10 protein-coding genes and 1 tRNA gene are annotated in these 15,293 nt (G+C 71.9%); 2 read left to right on the top strand and 9 right to left on the bottom strand.

The features are described 5' to 3' along the window. Window positions 1-46: 46 nt before the first annotated feature. The 6 genes from IE263_RS18445 to leuS form a co-directional block, all read right to left on the bottom strand. Entirely contained in the window at window positions 47-943 is an 897-nt protein-coding gene (locus IE263_RS18445; RefSeq protein ID WP_189937772.1) for an arylamine N-acetyltransferase family protein, read from the bottom strand. Window positions 944-947: 4 nt separating this feature from the next. Further along, the gene (locus IE263_RS18440) at window positions 948-3,650 is read right to left on the bottom strand and encodes a ComEC/Rec2 family competence protein (RefSeq protein ID WP_189937771.1); all 2,703 of its coding nucleotides are present in this window, start codon (window positions 3,648-3,650) and stop codon (window positions 948-950) included. Next, the gene (locus IE263_RS18435) at window positions 3,647-4,765 is read right to left on the bottom strand and encodes a ComEA family DNA-binding protein (protein WP_189937770.1); all 1,119 of its coding nucleotides are present in this window, start codon (window positions 4,763-4,765) and stop codon (window positions 3,647-3,649) included. The genes IE263_RS18440 and IE263_RS18435 overlap by 4 nt, the downstream gene beginning before the upstream one ends. Before the next feature lie 142 nt (window positions 4,766-4,907). After that, complete coding sequence (locus IE263_RS18430) at window positions 4,908-5,753, bottom strand: DegV family protein (RefSeq protein WP_189937768.1); 846 nt, start codon at window positions 5,751-5,753, stop codon at window positions 4,908-4,910. An 84-nt stretch (window positions 5,754-5,837) separates the two neighbouring features. Then, window positions 5,838-6,572, bottom strand: a complete 735-nt coding sequence (locus IE263_RS18425; protein ID WP_189937767.1) for a hypothetical protein — start codon at window positions 6,570-6,572, stop codon at window positions 5,838-5,840. A gap of 164 nt (window positions 6,573-6,736) precedes the next feature. Beyond that, entirely contained in the window at window positions 6,737-9,610 is a 2,874-nt protein-coding gene (gene leuS, locus IE263_RS18420) for a leucine--tRNA ligase (protein ID WP_189937764.1), read from the bottom strand. Between the two features lie 504 nt (window positions 9,611-10,114). Between leuS and IE263_RS18415 the strand changes: the two genes are divergently transcribed. Both IE263_RS18415 and IE263_RS18410 read left to right on the top strand, forming a co-directional pair. Next, entirely contained in the window at window positions 10,115-11,407 is a 1,293-nt protein-coding gene (locus IE263_RS18415) for a ferric reductase-like transmembrane domain-containing protein (protein ID WP_373312004.1), read from the top strand. Beyond that, window positions 11,404-13,014 (top strand): NADH-quinone oxidoreductase subunit NuoF family protein, encoded by a 1,611-nt coding sequence (locus IE263_RS18410; RefSeq protein WP_189937755.1) that lies wholly within the window; start codon window positions 11,404-11,406, stop codon window positions 13,012-13,014. The genes IE263_RS18415 and IE263_RS18410 overlap by 4 nt, the downstream gene beginning before the upstream one ends. 134 nt (window positions 13,015-13,148) lie before the next feature. Here the strand turns inward: IE263_RS18410 and IE263_RS18405 are convergent. From IE263_RS18405 to IE263_RS18395, 3 genes are all read right to left on the bottom strand, one after another. Further along, window positions 13,149-13,221, bottom strand: a tRNA-Ala gene (locus IE263_RS18405). Window positions 13,222-13,365: 144 nt separating this feature from the next. Continuing rightward, on the bottom strand, window positions 13,366-13,599 hold the full coding sequence (locus tag IE263_RS18400) for a hypothetical protein (protein ID WP_003976229.1): 234 nt from the start codon (window positions 13,597-13,599) through the stop codon (window positions 13,366-13,368). Window positions 13,600-13,845: 246 nt separating this feature from the next. Next, window positions 13,846-15,210 (bottom strand): MFS transporter, encoded by a 1,365-nt coding sequence (locus IE263_RS18395; RefSeq protein WP_189937753.1) that lies wholly within the window; start codon window positions 15,208-15,210, stop codon window positions 13,846-13,848. Window positions 15,211-15,293: the final 83 nt, after the last annotated feature.

The raw sequence follows: 15,293 nt of genomic DNA, 5'->3' as shown, positions 1-15,293 counted from the left end.
CGGCACCCTCCGCCACCCGTCCCCGGCCGGGCGTACGGAGCGGCCCCTACGCCGTCCCGGCCCCCCGCACCACCGGCACCCTCTCCAACTCGATCCCGAACCGCTCCCGATACACCGCCAACACCTCCTCGTCCCCCGCCAACTCCCGTTCCTCTCTCCCCCCGTCGGCACCCGTCACCTTCAACCGGCGCCCGCTGAGCGTGATCCGCCCTCCGTCCTCCGTGACCCGCGAACAGACCAGGGACTTCGTGAAGTGGGACTCCGGCGAGGTCTGGTGCCACCACGCCCCGGCCAGGAAGTCGCCCAGCGCCCGGGGCCGCACCTCCAGCCGGTACTCGCGGACACCGTTCCGCATGACGTCCAGGTCGGCGGCCCCCGCCGCCCCCGCCCCCGGTTCCGTCCCGGTGATCCGCCCCGCCCCGCCCTTCACCCCGGCCGCGTCCGGCCCGGCCTCGACGATCCGGAACAGACCCCCGGGATCCCTCTGTTCACCCCGGTACTCCCACTGGAGCGGGTAGTGGCTGTGCGCCCCGAACCCGACGTCGGCCAGCCACTCCCCCGCGTCCACCGTCCGCACCAGCAGCGCGAGATGGTCGTACGGGATCCCGAGCCGCCCCTTCTCTCCGTACACCCGCCCCGCGAGCAGCGTCACATCGAACCCCAGTGTCCGCAGCAGCGCCCCGAACGCCCCGTTCAGCTCGTAACAGAACCCTCCCCTCCGAGCCTCGACCACCTTCTCGACCAGCCGCTGCTCCTCCAGCACGATCTCCTCGCCGAGGTGGATCGACAGATTCTCGAAGGGGACGGTCTGCAGGTGCCGCAGATGCAGCTCCCGCAGGACGTCGACGGTGGGCCACGCCGGATACGCGACCCCGAGCCGGTGCAGATAGGCATCCAGCAGACGGGCATCGAGCGGCGAGGGGTCGACTTGTGAGGAGTCCATGCCTTCAGTCTCCCGCCACCCGCAGCTCCGTGCCCGTACCGGCGACCGCCAATGCCCCGTCCAGGTCGGTCCGCATCACCACCGCGCCCATGGCGCGCAACGCCGCGACCGTACTGGGCGCCGGATGCCCGTACGGGTTGTCCTCGCTGCACGAGATCAGCGCCAGCCGCGGCGCCACCGCACGTATGAGGTCCGGGTCCTGGTAGGCCGACCCATGGTGAGCCACCTTCAGCACGTCCACCCCGCCGAGCAGCGCGGCCGCCGGCGACCGCGACAGCGCCTGCTGCGCCGGGGGTTCGAGGTCCCCGAGCAGCAGCATCCGCAGCCCGCCCGACCGCACCAGCAGCGTCACGCTCGCGTCGTTCGGCCCCTCCGGCGCAGGTACCGGACGGGCCGGCGGCCACAGCACCTCCCACTCGAGCCCACCGACCCGCCGCCGTTCCCCCGCCACGGCCCGCACGACGGGAACCCGCCGGGCCTCCGCCTCCCTCCGTACGAACTCCACCTGGTCCACCGGTTCCTCGAACCCCGTCGTCTCGATCGCGCCCACCGCCCGTCCCCGCAGCACCCCCGGCAGTCCCGCCACGTGGTCGGCGTGGAAGTGGGTCAGCACGACGAGCGGGATCCTCGTGATGCCGAGCGTGCGCAGACACCGGTCGACCAGTGCCGGATCCGGTCCGGCGTCCACCACCACGCCGGTGCCCTCACCCGCCGCGAGCACCGTCGCGTCGCCCTGCCCCACGTCGCACATCGCGAGCCGCCAGCCCGGCGGCGGCCAGCCCGTGACGACCCGGGTCAGCGGCGGCGGCTGCACCACGACGAGCAGCAGCATCGCCCCGCAGGCCGCGCACAGCCACGGATGCCTCAGCACCCGCCGCCCGAGCAGCACCACCCCGGCCGTGGCGAGGGCGAGCAGCAGCGCCCCGCCCCAACTGCCCGGCCAGTCCACCCCCGCACCGGGCAGCGCCGCCCCGGTCCGCGCGACACCCGCGATCCACCCGGCGGGCCAACTCGCGCACCACGCCAGCGCCTCAGCCACCGGCATCGCCACCGGTGCCGTCGCCAGCGCCGCGAAACCCAGCACCGTGGCCGGCGCCACCGCGAACTCCACGAGAAGGTTGCACGGCACCGCCACCAGACTCACCCGCGCCGACAGCACCGCCACGACCGGCGCACACAGGGCCTGCGCGGCCCCCGCGGCCGCCAGCGCCTCCGCGAGTCGCGGCGGCACCCGGCGCCGCCGCAGCGCGGCACTCCAGCGCGGCGCCAGCGTCAACAGCGCCCCCGTGGCCAGCACGGACAACAGGAACCCGTAACTCCGGGCCAGCCACGGGTCGTACAGCACCAGCAGCAGGACCGCCGTCGCGAGCGCCGGAATCAGGGATCTGCGGCGGCCGGTCGCGAGGGCGAGCAGCACGACGGCCCCGCAGGCCGCGGCCCGCAGCACACTCGGATCGGGCCGGCACACCACGACGAACCCGAGCGTGAGCACTCCGCCGAGCAGCGCGGTCCCCCGGAGGGGGATCCCCAGGCGAGGCGCCAGGCCCCGACGCTCGACCTGCTGGGCCAGAGCCGGCGGTCCCAGCAGCAGGGCGAGCATGATCGTGAGGTTGCTGCCGGACACGGCCAGCGTGTGGGCGAGGTCCGTCTCCTTGAAGGCCTCGTCCAGCTCGGGCGTGATCCGTGAGGTGTCCCCGACGACCAGTCCCGGCAGCAGCGCCCGCGCGTCCGCGGGCAGCCCGTCGGTGGCCGCCCGCAGCCCCGCCCGCAACCGTCCCGCGAACCGCTGGGCCGCCGACGGCTCCCGCACGACCGCCGGCCCCGCCGGGTCCCGCACCCGCAGCACGGCCGCGATCCGGTCCCCACCCGTCAGCGCGGGGGCGAGCCGCCCGGTCACCCGCACCCGGGTGGACGGCAGCAGCCCGAGCCATGAAGCCTCCGCCGGGCGGCGAGCCGATCCCGGCTGTCCCCCACCCGAGCCCTCCCCGAAGGCCACGACCGCCAGCACCGGCGTCCGTGTCGCCACCGCCGTCCCGGTCGGCGTCTCCACACCGTGCACCTCCGCGTCGATCAGCACGGCGTCCGGGGTCATGCGGTCCCCTCGCACCCGAGGCCGGGCAAGCCGCGGATCGGAGGTGATCTCCACCTCGGCGGTGACGGTGGCGTACTGCCGCGCCAGCTCCGGCACCGGCCCTCGGCGCAGATCGGCCCCGTGCAGCCCGGCCGACGCGGCGGCCCCGGCGACACAGAGCAGCACCGCGGCCACGGTCGCCCACGGCCGGCCGCCCCGGGCGCCTGAAGCCTCCGCACCCCGCCCTCCCGAAGGCCGCTCACCCCGCCTTCCCGAAGGCTCCTGCCCCCGCGCTCCCGACTCCCGTTCACCCCGTCCACCACGCCACCGCAGGCCCAGCAGGACCCCAGCGGCCGGCGCACAGACGAGCACGATGCCACCCACCACCCACGGCGACGCGTCCAGCGCCAGCGCCGCCGTCGCCCAGGCCGCGAGCGCGGGTGGCACGAGCCGCAGGTCCACCGGTCCTTCCTGGCGCGGGTGCGCGTCCCCCAGCCGCCGGCCGGAGGCGATGTGCACGGCTTGCCGGGAGCGAGGGCCGGAGCCACCCGCACCGCCTCCGCCCGCACCGCCTCCGCCCGCGCCTCCACCGCCGGACCCCGAGTACGCCGGCGAGGCGCCGTCGTCGCCCCTCATGGCCGCACCAGATTCCGCAGATCGGCAAAGCGCCTCTCGCCGATGCCGTTCACCTCACGCAGCTCGTCCACCGAGCGGAAACCACCGTGCTGCGTCCGGTAGTCGACGATGTGCTGCGCCAGCACGGGCCCCACGCCCGGAAGCGTGTCGAGTTGCTCCACGGTGGCCGTGTTGAGGGAGACAGGAGCCGCCGGCGCGCCTCCCACCGCGCCGCTGGCAGGAGGCGCCCCCGCGGCCCCGCCGACCACGGGCCCGCCGACGACGACCTGCTCCCCATCCACGAGAAACCGAGCACGATTGAGGCCGTCGGTGTTCGTACCCGGCTTCACCCCACCGGCCGCGCTCAGCGCGTCGACCACACGGGAACCGGCGGGAAGCCGGTGGATCCCGGGTTTCCGGACCTTGCCGCTGACGTCCACCACGATCTCGGCAGCCGGCGTGGCCGCGGTTCCCGTCGCTCCGGCCGGAGTGGCGGGCCCGGCCGGTCCGCCCCGCTCGTCCAGCTCGTACGGAGCCGCCGCCCGCACCACCTCCGGCGCCTGTACGGACTGGGTCCGCCCGGCCCAGAAGTGCTGCACGGCGAAGGCCGCGACGGCGACCACGACGACGGCGAGCGCGAGCACACTCCTGCGCTCCAGCCCACAGCGCGCCTGCATCCAGACCGGCATCCGCTCCCGCAGTGCGAGCCCGGCCCGCTCCCACCGGTCCCCCGCGCCACGAGCGGCCCTCGCACCGGCCTCGTCCACCCCGGCGGCGGACGGCCCGCCGACCCCGGCAGACGACTCACCGCCCCCGTCGGCAGGCGGCCCACCGACCCCGGAAGACGGCCCACCGACCCTGGCGCCCGGCTCATCCACCTCAACGGCCGCGGCCTCGTCCTCGCGACCGACACCGCCGCCTCCCGGCGGTGGTCCCATCCCCAACTCCTCCCGCTCCCCACCCTGTTCGCCGAACAGCACCTCTGCCCGTCGGCGCAGTTCCTCCGCCGAGGCATGACGGTTCCTCACCCGGCCACGGGCAGGAGGCCGTCGGTGTCGGATCCGTCCGTCGGAGCCAGGTCCTCGCCCGGGTCCACTGGTCGCGGTCGTCGTACGTGAGCGTGATCGAAGTGCCATGCCACGAGGATCGGCCACCTCGCAGCACCGCGATGATCTTGCTCGATTTCCGTGGACGGCAGCCCGGTTGTGGACAACTCCGCCACCCACACGAGTGACTCAGAGGCTTACCGCCCTCGGACGCTCACCGCGCCTCGCACGCTCACCGCGCCGAAACGACAGCCCCCAACAACCCGGGCCCGGTATGCGCCCCGATCACCGCGCCGACCTCGCTCACATGCAGCTCGCCAAGACCCAGCACCCGAGCCCGCAGCCGCTCCGCCAGAGCCGATGCCCGGTCGGGGGCGGCAAGATGATGGACGGCGATGTCGACCGGCGCACTGCCGGCCCGGTCGGCGACCAGCTCCTCCAGACGGGCGATCGCCTTCGACGCCGTCCGCACCTTCTCCAGGGGCTCGATGCGCCCCCCGTCGAGCTGGAGCAGCGGTTTCACCGCGAGCGCCGAGCCCAACAGGGCCTGCGCGGCACCGATCCGGCCGCCGCGGCGCAGATAGTCGAGGGTGTCGACGTAGAAGTAGGCCGAGGTGCCGGAGGCCCGCTTCTCCGCGGCCGTGACCGCCTCGTCCACCGTGCCGCCCGTCTCCGCGGCCTCCGCCGCCGCCAGCGCGCAGAAACCGAGCGCCATCGCGACCATGCCGGTGTCCACCACCCGCACCGGCACCGGTGCTTCACGCGCCGCGACGACCGCCGCGTCGTACGTGCCCGACAACTCGGCGGAGAGATGGAGGGAGACGATGCCGGTGGCGCCGGACTCGGCGACCTTGCGATAGGTCTCCGCGAACAGCTGGGGGCTGGGGCGCGAGGTGGTGACGGAGCGTCGCTTCTGCAGTGCCTGCGCGAGGGAGCGGGTCGAGATCTCGGTGCCCTCGTCGAGTGCCTGGTCGCCGAGGACGACGGTCAGGGGCACCGCGGTGATGCCGTGGCGCTCCATCGTCCGCTGCGGCAGGTAGGCCGTTGAATCCGTGACGATCGCGACATGGCGGGACATGAGCTGGAGGTTACCTGGCGTAGTGCCCGGGCGGCAGACCGGCCCCTCCCGGGCGGCCCGCCCCGACCCGCATCGCTGAGGACGTCAGGTGGTGCTCTCGGGCCGGGGCTTCTTCTGCCAGGGGTAGGTGGGCCGCGGCCCTGACGGGGTGATGGCGGGCCGTGTCGGCTGTTCCGCGGCGCGCGAGCCGGGCCTCTCCGGCCAGGTCTGCTGTCCGGCCGCGCTGTCGGCGGCGGGTGCCTCGGGCCACGGCGGCGGGGTCTGTGCGGGGTCCGAGGTGGTCCAGTGGCGCAGGGCGCCCGCCTCGACGTCGATCTGGGCGCTGAGGGTGTCCAAGTCGTCGTCCGCGAAGCGGCGGGCCCGGTCCCGGGCCGCCCAGCGCAGCGAGTCCGCCGACGCCGTGATGCGCTCGGTGCGCTCCCGGAGCGACGGCAGCCGCTCGGCGAGCGCGGCCCGGTCGGGCTCGGACTCCAGACGCTTGAGCTCCCCGTCCAGCTCGTGTCCGTGTGCGCTGAGGCGCTGGAAGAGGCTGAGGGACTCCTTGAGGGACTCGTCCTCGGCCACGCCCGCGTGCAGCGCGTCCTGGGTGGCCCGCATCGAGGTGCGCAGCTTGAGGCGGAGCTGGGCGAGCTCGCCGGCCGGTCCGAGCTGGGCGAAGGACTTGGCCCGCAGCGTGTGGTCCTCGACCGTACGGCGGGCGGTGCTCAGGGTGCGGTCCACGCCCCGCTTGGCGGCGCCGACGGCCTTCACCGTGGCGTAGGCACCGAGCGCCAGGAAGAGCACGAAGAGCAGAGCGAATACTGCGATCACTGCTTCCACGAACTTCTCCTCCGAAGGCGGTCCCGGCACACCACGCGCCGCTCTTCAACGGTAAACGCATCGGGCAGGTCCGGGGTTCCAGAAAAACCCCGAACCTGCCCGTAGGGGACCTCCCGGAGCCGTGCTCACGGCCTCATGTGCCGCCCCGCGCCAGCCCCGCGGCGTCACGCCGGAACGATGTTCACCAGCTTCGGCGCCCGCACGATCACCTTGCGAATCCCCGCTCCGCCCAGGGCATTGACGACGTTCTCGTCAGCCAGCGCCACCTTCTCCAGCTCGTCGTCGGAGATGGCCGGCGACACCTCCAGGCGCGCCTTGACCTTGCCCTTGATCTGCACGACGCAGGTCACTGTCTCGTCCACGACGTACGCCGGGTCGGCGACCGGGAAGTCCCGGTGGACGACCGAGTCGGTGTGGCCCAGCCGGCGCCACAGCTCCTCGGCGATGTGCGGGGCCAGCGGCGCGACCAGCAGCACCAGGGACTCGGCGACGGAGCGCGGCACCGCACCGCCCACCTTGGTCAGGTGGTTGTTCAGCTCGGTGATCTTGGCGATGGCGGTGTTGAACCGCATCCCCTCCAGGTCCCCGCGGACACCGTCGATCGCCTTGTGCAGCGCCCGCAGCGTCTCCTCGTCGGGCTCGGTGTCGACGACGGTGACCTCGCCGGTGTTCTCGTCGACGACGTTGCGCCACAGCCGCTGCAGCAGGCGGAACTGGCCGACCACCGCGCGCGTGTCCCACGGCCGGGACACGTCCAGCGGGCCCATGGCCATCTCGTACAGGCGCAGCGTGTCGGCGCCGTACTCGGCACAGATCTCGTCCGGAGTGACCGCGTTCTTCAGGGACTTGCCCATCTTGCCCAGCAGCCGGGAGACCTTCTCGCCCTGGTAGTAGTAGGCGTCGTCGCGCTCCTCCACCTCGGCGGCCGGCACCGCGATGCCACGGCTGTCGCGGTAGACGTAGGCCTGGATCATGCCCTGGTTGAACAGCTTGTGGAACGGCTCGGCGGACGAGACGTGCCCCAGGTCGTACAGGACCTTGGACCAGAACCGCGCGTACAGCAGGTGCAGCACGGCGTGCTCGGCGCCGCCGACGTACAGGTCGACGCCGCCGTGCGGCTGGCCCTCGCGCGGGCCCATCCAGTACTGCTCGATCTCGCGGTCGACCAGTTTCTCGCTGTTGTGCGGGTCCAGGTAGCGCAGCTCGTACCAGCAGGAACCGGCCCAGTTGGGCATGGTGTTGGTCTCGCGGCGGTACCGCTTCGGTCCGTCACCCAGGTCCAGGGTGACGTTGACCCAGTCCTCGTTGCGCGACAGCGGCGTCTCGGGCTGGGTGTCGGCGTCGTCCGGGTCGAAGGTGCGCGGCGAGTAGTCCTCGACCTCCGGCAGCTCCAGCGGCAGCATCGACTCGGGCAGCGGGTGGGCGATGCCGTCCTCGTCGTAGACGATCGGGAAGGGCTCGCCCCAGTAGCGCTGGCGGCTGAACAGCCAGTCACGCAGGCGGAAGTTGACGGTGCCCTCGCCGATGCCCTGGGACTCCAGCCACTCGGTGATGCGCGCCTTGGCCTCGACGACGCCCAGGCCGTCCAGGGAGATCTCGTCGTTCGAGGAGTTGATGATCTTCGCCTCGTACGACGCGAAGGCGTTCTCCCAGGTCGAGGTGTCCGTCCCCCGGCCGTCGGTCGGCTCGACGATGCAGTGGATCGGCAGCTCGAAGGCGCGCGCGAACTCGAAGTCGCGCTGGTCACCCGCCGGCACAGCCATGATCGCGCCGGTGCCGTAGCCCATCAGCACGTAGTCGGCGATGAAGACGGGGATCTGCTCGCCGTTGACCGGGTTGGTCGCGTACGCGCCGATGAAGACACCGGTCTTGTCCTTGGCCTCGGCCTGGCGCTCTACGTCGGACTTGGAGGCGGCCTGCGCGCGGTACGCGGCGACGGCCTCGGCCGGGCTCGCGTGGCCGCCGGTCCACACGTCGTGGGTGCCCTCGGGCCAGGTGTCCGGGGTGAACTTCTCGACCATCGGGTGCTCGGGCGCCAGCACCATGTAGGTCGCGCCGAACAGGGTGTCCGGGCGCGTGGTGAAGACGGTGATGCGCTCGCCGTCGATCGGGAAGTCGACGCGGGCGCCCTCGGAGCGGCCGATCCAGTTGCGCTGCTGCAGCTTGATGGCCTCGGGCCAGTCCAGCGCGTCCAGGTCCTCCAGCAGCCGGTCGGCGTAGGCGGTGATGCGCATGTTCCACTGGCGCAGCTTGGCCTTGAAGACCGGGTAGTTGCCGCGCTCGGAGCGGCCGTCGGCGGTGACCTCCTCGTTGGCCAGCACGGTGCCCAGGCCGGGGCACCAGTTGACCGGCGCGTCGGAGGCGTAGGCCAGGCGGAACTCGCCCAGGACGTCGGCGCGCTCGGCGGCGGTCAGCTCGCTCCACGCGCGCGTGTGGCCCGGTACGGCGCGCTCACCGGACTCGAACCGGGCGATCAGCTCGGAGATCGGGCGGGCCTTCTTCGCCTCGTCGTCGTACCAGGAGTTGAAGATCTGCAGGAAGATCCACTGGGTCCACTTGTAGTAGTCCGGGTCGATCGTGGCGAACGACCGGCGCTTGTCGTGGCCCAGACCCAGCCGGCGCAGCTGGGACTTCATGTTGTTGATGGCCGCTTCGGTGGTGATCCGGGGGTGCTCGCCCGTGGCCACGGCGTGCTGCTCGGCGGGCAGGCCGAAGGCGTCGAAGCCCAGGGTGTGCAGGACGTTGTGGCCGGTCATCCGCTGGTAGCGAGCGACGACGTCGGTGGCGATGTAGCCCAGGGGGTGGCCGACGTGCAGACCCGCACCGGAGGGATACGGGAACATGTCCATGATGAACTTCTTGGGCCGCGCGACGACCTCGGCGTCGCCCGCCAGGTCACCCTTCGGGTTCGGCGCCGCGTAGGTGCCGTCGGCGTCCCAAACGTCCTGCCAGCGTGCCTCGATCTCGGCTGCCATGGCGGCCGTGTAGCGGTGCGGCGCGGCCACCTCGGCGGCGGCAGCGGGGTTCGTCTCGCTCATGATCCTCAAAGCTCCATCGATCGTCTCTGCCAGCGGCTGTCACACTCGGGAAACGAAAAATCCCCTCGCACAGGAGGGGACGCCGCGCCGATTCCGAACCGCCCGGTTCACCGGCGTTCGGGACTGATCAGCGCGGCCCGCTAAGCAGAAGGCGTACGGCACGCATGGCGCCAGGGTACAGCAGCGCCGGAGGACGCCGCGACGGGCTTCTGGAGGGGGCCCCGATGAACAACGGCGCATCCGGCTGCGTACCCCAAAGGTGTGAAGACCCCGAAAGGCTGAACGAAATTCAATCATTACCTGGCGTAACGGCCACTAAGGGACATCGCGATCCCCTCGCGGCCCGTAGATAACAACGCAATAACTCAAACGGCGTACCCGTCGGTATGGAGCCACTTAGAGTGCGGCAGCGGGACCGCCTTTCCCGAACTGCTCGGAGTTGCCACCATGAACCCTCGTCGTAGTAACGCTTCGCTCCCCAAACCGGGCCGGTCGGCCTATGGGGTGGCGACGGCTGTCTTTCTGCTGGCCATCCCCCTGGTCGTGGTGTACGGAGGCTTCTGGCTCCAGGACTTCCTCAACTTCGGGGCGGGCGTGGTGTCGCTCGTCCTGCTCACCTGCTCCGTGATCTGGGGACTCGTCGCCCAGGACCGGATGATCCTCGACACCCGCCAGCGGATCATCGCGCAGGGCGTCCACCGGGTGACCGCCGTGGGCTCGATCGCGTTTCTCCTGCTGCACATCGGAGTCAAGCTGGCGCTCGACCACGTCGGCTGGATCGCCGTGCTCATCCCCTTCGGGCTGGTGTTCGCAGGCGGCGACGAGATCCAGGGCACCGCGTCCCTCATCGGCTTCGGCACCCTGGCCGGACAGCTCATGATCTTCGTGGGTATCACCGGCGCGCTGCGCAACCAGTTCGCCTCCCCGGCGCCGGTCGCGGCACGCTGGCGGATGATGCACATGCTGGCCTACCCGGCCTGGTGCGCCGCGCTGATTCACGGCCTGTACGCGGGGCGCCCGGTGAAGGCCCCCATTTTCACGTACATGTACGCACTCTGCCTGCTCATGGTCATGGCCGCCCTCGCCCTGCGCGCCGCCCCGCGCCCGGTCAAGCGCCAGCTCGCCGACCGGATCGCCGCGATCCTGGGCACCGAGGAGCCGGCGGGCCGCGACGCGCTCGAAGAGAGCCGCGCGCGCGTGGCGGAGGCCTCCTCCCGAGGCGCCGGCGGCGGCTCCTCGGCGCTCCCCGGCTACGAAGGCCGCTCGTCGTCGTCCGACACGATGAGCTCCACGCGCATGACGCCGCCGTCACCGTCGTCGTCCTCCTTGTTCGACACCCCCGCCACGCCGGAGCCCGGGAACGGCTTCGCGGCCGCCTACCGCGCCGTCTCGACGCCCCCGCGCGCGCAGCAGCCGTTCGCGGCCGACCAGACCGCGCGCATGGACCTGCCGTTCGACATGCAGGCCACGGAGGCGATACCGCGCGTCGACAGCGGCGGCAGCACCTCGGGCAACTGGCCGATCCCGTCCCCGCCGCCGGTCGGCGAGGCGCCTCCGTCGGCCTACGACCCGCTTCAGGACACGGGATTCAACATCCCGGTCTATGGCAATTCGGGCACCGGCGGGTACGGCGGGAGTGATGTGTACGACACCGGTGAGACGAACACCCCGTACGGCACGTACAACTCGAACGACACGTACAACAGCGGTCCCGCCAATGAACCATCTCCCGACGCGTCCTTCGACGCGCCGGGTTCGGGCGAACCTTGGAACACGCCTTCCGGAGGCTATAGGTGAACGAGGCCCTGCCCGACGTCCCAGAAGTCCGCGTGGTCGGCCTTCCGCAGCTCACGTCGGGCTTCGACCTTGTGGAGAGACTCGACCTGCCCATGCACCTGAAGGTGCATGGGCCCCTTGAGCCGATGGGCGGGGAGAAGCTCGCGCAGCTCTCCGAACGCATCAACCTCAAGGGCCGCGGCGGCGCGGGCTTCCCGTTCCACAAGAAGCTCCGCTCGGTCGCCGACGCGGCGATCAAGCGCGGCGTACGGCCGGTCGTCGTCATCAACGGCAGCGAGGACGAACCGGCCTGCCGCAAGGACACGGTGATGATCAACCGTGCCCCGCACCTCATCCTGGACGGCGCGCTGCTGGTCGCGGAGGCGCTGGGTGCCCGCACGCTCGTGGTGGGGGTCACCCGGGAGTCGACGGAGCGCTCCATGGAGGCCGCGCTGGCCGAGCGCGGGCTGAGCAACGGCCGCCGCTCCGCGCTGAAGGCGTTCGTCCAGCGCAACCCGATCCGCATGGTCACCGGCGCCGCCGCGTCGCTGATCCGCTCCATCGACGGCGGCCCGGCGATCCCGCCCGGCCGCAAGACCAGCGCCTCCCAGAACGGCGTCGGCGGCGCGCCGACCCTGCTGTCCAACGCCGAGACCTTCGCCCAACTGGCCATCGCCGCCCGCATCGGCCCGGAGCGCTACGGCAACACCGGCCTGTACGACGAGCCCGGCACCGTCATGCTGACGGTCTCCGGCGCCGTCGCCCGCCCGATGGTGATCGAGGTCCCCACGGGCGTCCCGCTGCGCTACGTCCTCCAGCTGGCCGGCGCCCCGCCGGTCCCGCAGGGCGTGCTGACCGGCGGCTACCACGGCAAGTGGATCGACGCGGCGACCGTCAACGAGGCGGTCGTCTCCCGCAACTCCCTGGACGCGGTGGGCGGAGCGCTCGGCGCCGGCGCGATCCTGCCGATCAGTCAGGAGACCTGCCCGCTGGGCGAGTCGCTGCGCGTGGCCCAGTGGCTGGCGGAGGAGAGCGCGGGACAGTGCGGTCCCTGCTACCTCGGTCTGCCGGCCGCGGCGCGCGGCATGGAGGACATCCTCAACGGCGGTGGCCCGGCCGCCCTGGAGGCGCTCAAGCAGGTCGCCAAGAACGTGAAGCGACGCGGCGCCTGCTCGCACCCGGACGGCTCCGCGATGTTCCTGGAGTCGACGATCAAGGCGTTCACGGACGACCTGGCGGCGCACGTCCTCGGCAACGGCTGCGGACGGCCCGTGGAGGGCGTTCTGCCGCTCTTCGAGGGCGGCATGGGCCCGGCGGGCATCTCGGGCGGTGGCGAGCCCGCAGACACCGGTGACAGCCGTCAGAAGATCTTCGTGGACTGGACGCTGTGCCGCGGCCACGGCCTGTGCGCGGACATCCTCCCGGAGGTCTTCCAGCTCGGCGCCGACGGCTTCCCCACCGTGGCGCAGGCGAAGGTGCCGCGTTACGCGGAGGCGAAGGCCCTGCGCGCCGTGCGCCGCTGCCCGGCCCTGGCCCTGCGCATCGAGGAGGACACGCGCGGCCAGGCGCCCTCCCGCAACCTCCCGGTCCTCTCCCAGGGCCGCGGCCGCCGCGCGCTCGGCCGCTGAGCCGGCACGACGCGACCGGACGACGTCAGGGGCCGCCTGTTCCAGGCGGCCCCTTGTGCATTCCCGGTCACTCGACTGCGTATGAACACGAAAAAGATCCCGCCGGATCGAATCCGATCCGGCGGGATCTGCTGTGGAGCTAAGGAGAATTGAACTCCTGACCTCCTGCATGCCATGCAGGCGCTCTACCAACTGAGCTATAGCCCCTTGTGGCCACGCGGCGGAGCCGCATATTGACCGCGCCGTTTGGTTTCCCTGGCGGCGACGCCAACATTACACGGTCCAGGGGGTGGACCACCAAATCGTTTCCGTTCTGTCCGCTTTGGGAGCGAAAGTCAGGTCCCGACCAGGTCAAGCCGTCACGAACGAATAGAACCTCTTGAGCGTGCAGTGCTCCTCGAGGAGCCGGCCGTAGATCGGCTCCCCCTCCAGTTCCCGGTACGTCTCGATCGGGTCGCCCTTTATGATCAGCGCCCGCGCGCATTCCTCGCACCAGTACTGGTAGTCGGGGTTGACCGGCTCCATGTCGCGGACGATCGGCGTACCGCTGCCGCACCAGTCACACTTTCGCCTGTGTGCACCCATCGATCAGCTCCAGCTGTGGCCGCAGGCCGTGCACACGTAGGAGATCCCGCCGTTGTCCCCGAGAACTTGGGCCACGAACGCGGAACCGCAGGAAGGGCAGCTGAGCCGGGTGGCCGGTCCCCGTGTCATCGCTGCTTCGGAGAGGTGACCGACCTCTCCGAGGATGCTCGCAGGCATCGCTACTCCCTCCCGTCGGGCCGCGCCCCCTTCCGGCCGTTTGATTCTGCCACGGCCGGGCCAATACGGTCAGCGACGCCTTAGTACCAGTCCGGACACGGCACCCAGCGCGGCTGTCGCAGCGAGCGCGAACATGCATGTGAGAAGCGCTTCCGAAGAGGTATACGCCTCCGGGGCCCCAAGTGACTCAAGCCGGTTCAAGAACAGTGTGCCGAAGACTGCCACACCGATCAGCTGCCCGAGCTGGGTGACGGTGGCGAGCAGCCCACTGGCATCCGCCGCGTCCTGGGGGCGTACGGCGGCCAGGGCCCGGGTGAGCGTCGGACTGAAGGCGAGCGCGAGCCCGGCGCCCACGCCCGCGTACGCGCCGTACGCCCAGGCGCCGCCCTCGTCGCCGCCCCTGAACGCGAGCCCCACTCCGGCCACGGACAGCGCGGTGAGCACGAATCCGGCCGGGGCCAGCGCCCGTTGCCAGGCGGCGGGCCAGGTGCGCCAGGTCAGTCCGACCACGCCGAAGACGACCGTGCTCGGCGCGAAGGTGAGGCCGGCGCGCAGTGCGCTGTAGCCGAGGCCGCCCTGGATGTGCAGCGTGAGCACGAACAGGAAACCGCCGTTGACCGCCATGACGGCCGTGATCCGCAGGACGGCGAGTCCCATGCCGGGGTGACGCAGCACACGGGGTGCGATCAGCGGGGCGCCGCCACGGCGGGCCAGGCGGGCCTCGTAGCCGCAGAACAGGGCGAACAGCAGCGCGCCGACCGCCAGCGACAGCCAGGACCACAGCGGCCAGTCCTCCTCCTGGCCGAGCACGAGCGGCACCGTGATCAGGGAGACGGCCGCCCCGAGCAGGACCAGGCCGGGTCCGTCCAGGCCGCCTGCGCTCCCCTGCTCCCTCCCGCCACCGCGCGGCAGGACGCGCCGACCGACGGCCAGCAGGACGAGGCCCACGGGTACGTTCACCAGGAACACCGGCCGCCAGCCGCTGCCCAGCAGGTCGGCGCTGACCAGAACACCGCCGACCACCTGCCCGGCCGCCGCGCCGACGGCGAGGACCGCCGCGTACGCGCCGAGCGCCCGCACCCTGGCCTCACCGGTGAACGTGCGCTGGATCAGGCTCAGCACCTGAGGGATCATCACCGCCGACCCGGCGCCCTGCACCAGCCGGAACACGATCAGCTCGGTGCTGCCCTGCGCCAGCCCGCAGGCGAGCGAGGCGGCCGTGAAGAGGGTGAGCCCGACAAGGTGGACCCGGCCGTGGCCGAACCGGTCGCCGAGCCGTGCGCCGGTGATCAGCAGCACGGAGTACGTGATGGCGTAGCCGGCGACCACCAGTTGGAGGTCGGCGCCGGAGGCGTGCAGGTCGGAACCGATCGTGGGCGCCGCGACGTTCACGATGAAGACGTCGAGCAGTGCCATGAACTGGGCGGCGAGCACGACCGCGAGCAGCCGGCGAGGCCGATTGTCAGTGCCAGGGTCTTTACTGGCAGCAGGAGTTGGAACGGGCGGTACGGCGGCGG

Origin of the sequence: Streptomyces aurantiogriseus (genome assembly GCF_014649375.1) — a bacterium.
GTDB classification, from domain to species: Bacteria; Actinomycetota; Actinomycetes; order Streptomycetales; family Streptomycetaceae; genus Streptomyces; species Streptomyces aurantiogriseus.
The sequence above is the reverse complement of the archived record's forward strand: the minus strand, read 5'-3'. Positions and strand labels throughout refer to the sequence as shown.

Coding starts and splice junctions, on each gene's coding strand:
- IE263_RS18440 (WP_189937771.1), bottom strand. CDS start 3,650: ATGAGGGGCGACGACGGCGCCTCGCCGGCGTACTCGGGGTCCGGCGGT.
- IE263_RS18430 (WP_189937768.1), bottom strand. CDS start 5,753: ATGTCCCGCCATGTCGCGATCGTCACGGATTCAACGGCCTACCTGCCG.
- leuS (WP_189937764.1), bottom strand. CDS start 9,610: ATGAGCGAGACGAACCCCGCTGCCGCCGCCGAGGTGGCCGCGCCGCAC.
- IE263_RS18400 (WP_003976229.1), bottom strand. CDS start 13,599: ATGGGTGCACACAGGCGAAAGTGTGACTGGTGCGGCAGCGGTACGCCG.
- IE263_RS18435 (WP_189937770.1), bottom strand. CDS start 4,765: ATGGCACTTCGATCACGCTCACGTACGACGACCGCGACCAGTGGACCC.
- IE263_RS18445 (WP_189937772.1), bottom strand. CDS start 943: ATGGACTCCTCACAAGTCGACCCCTCGCCGCTCGATGCCCGTCTGCTG.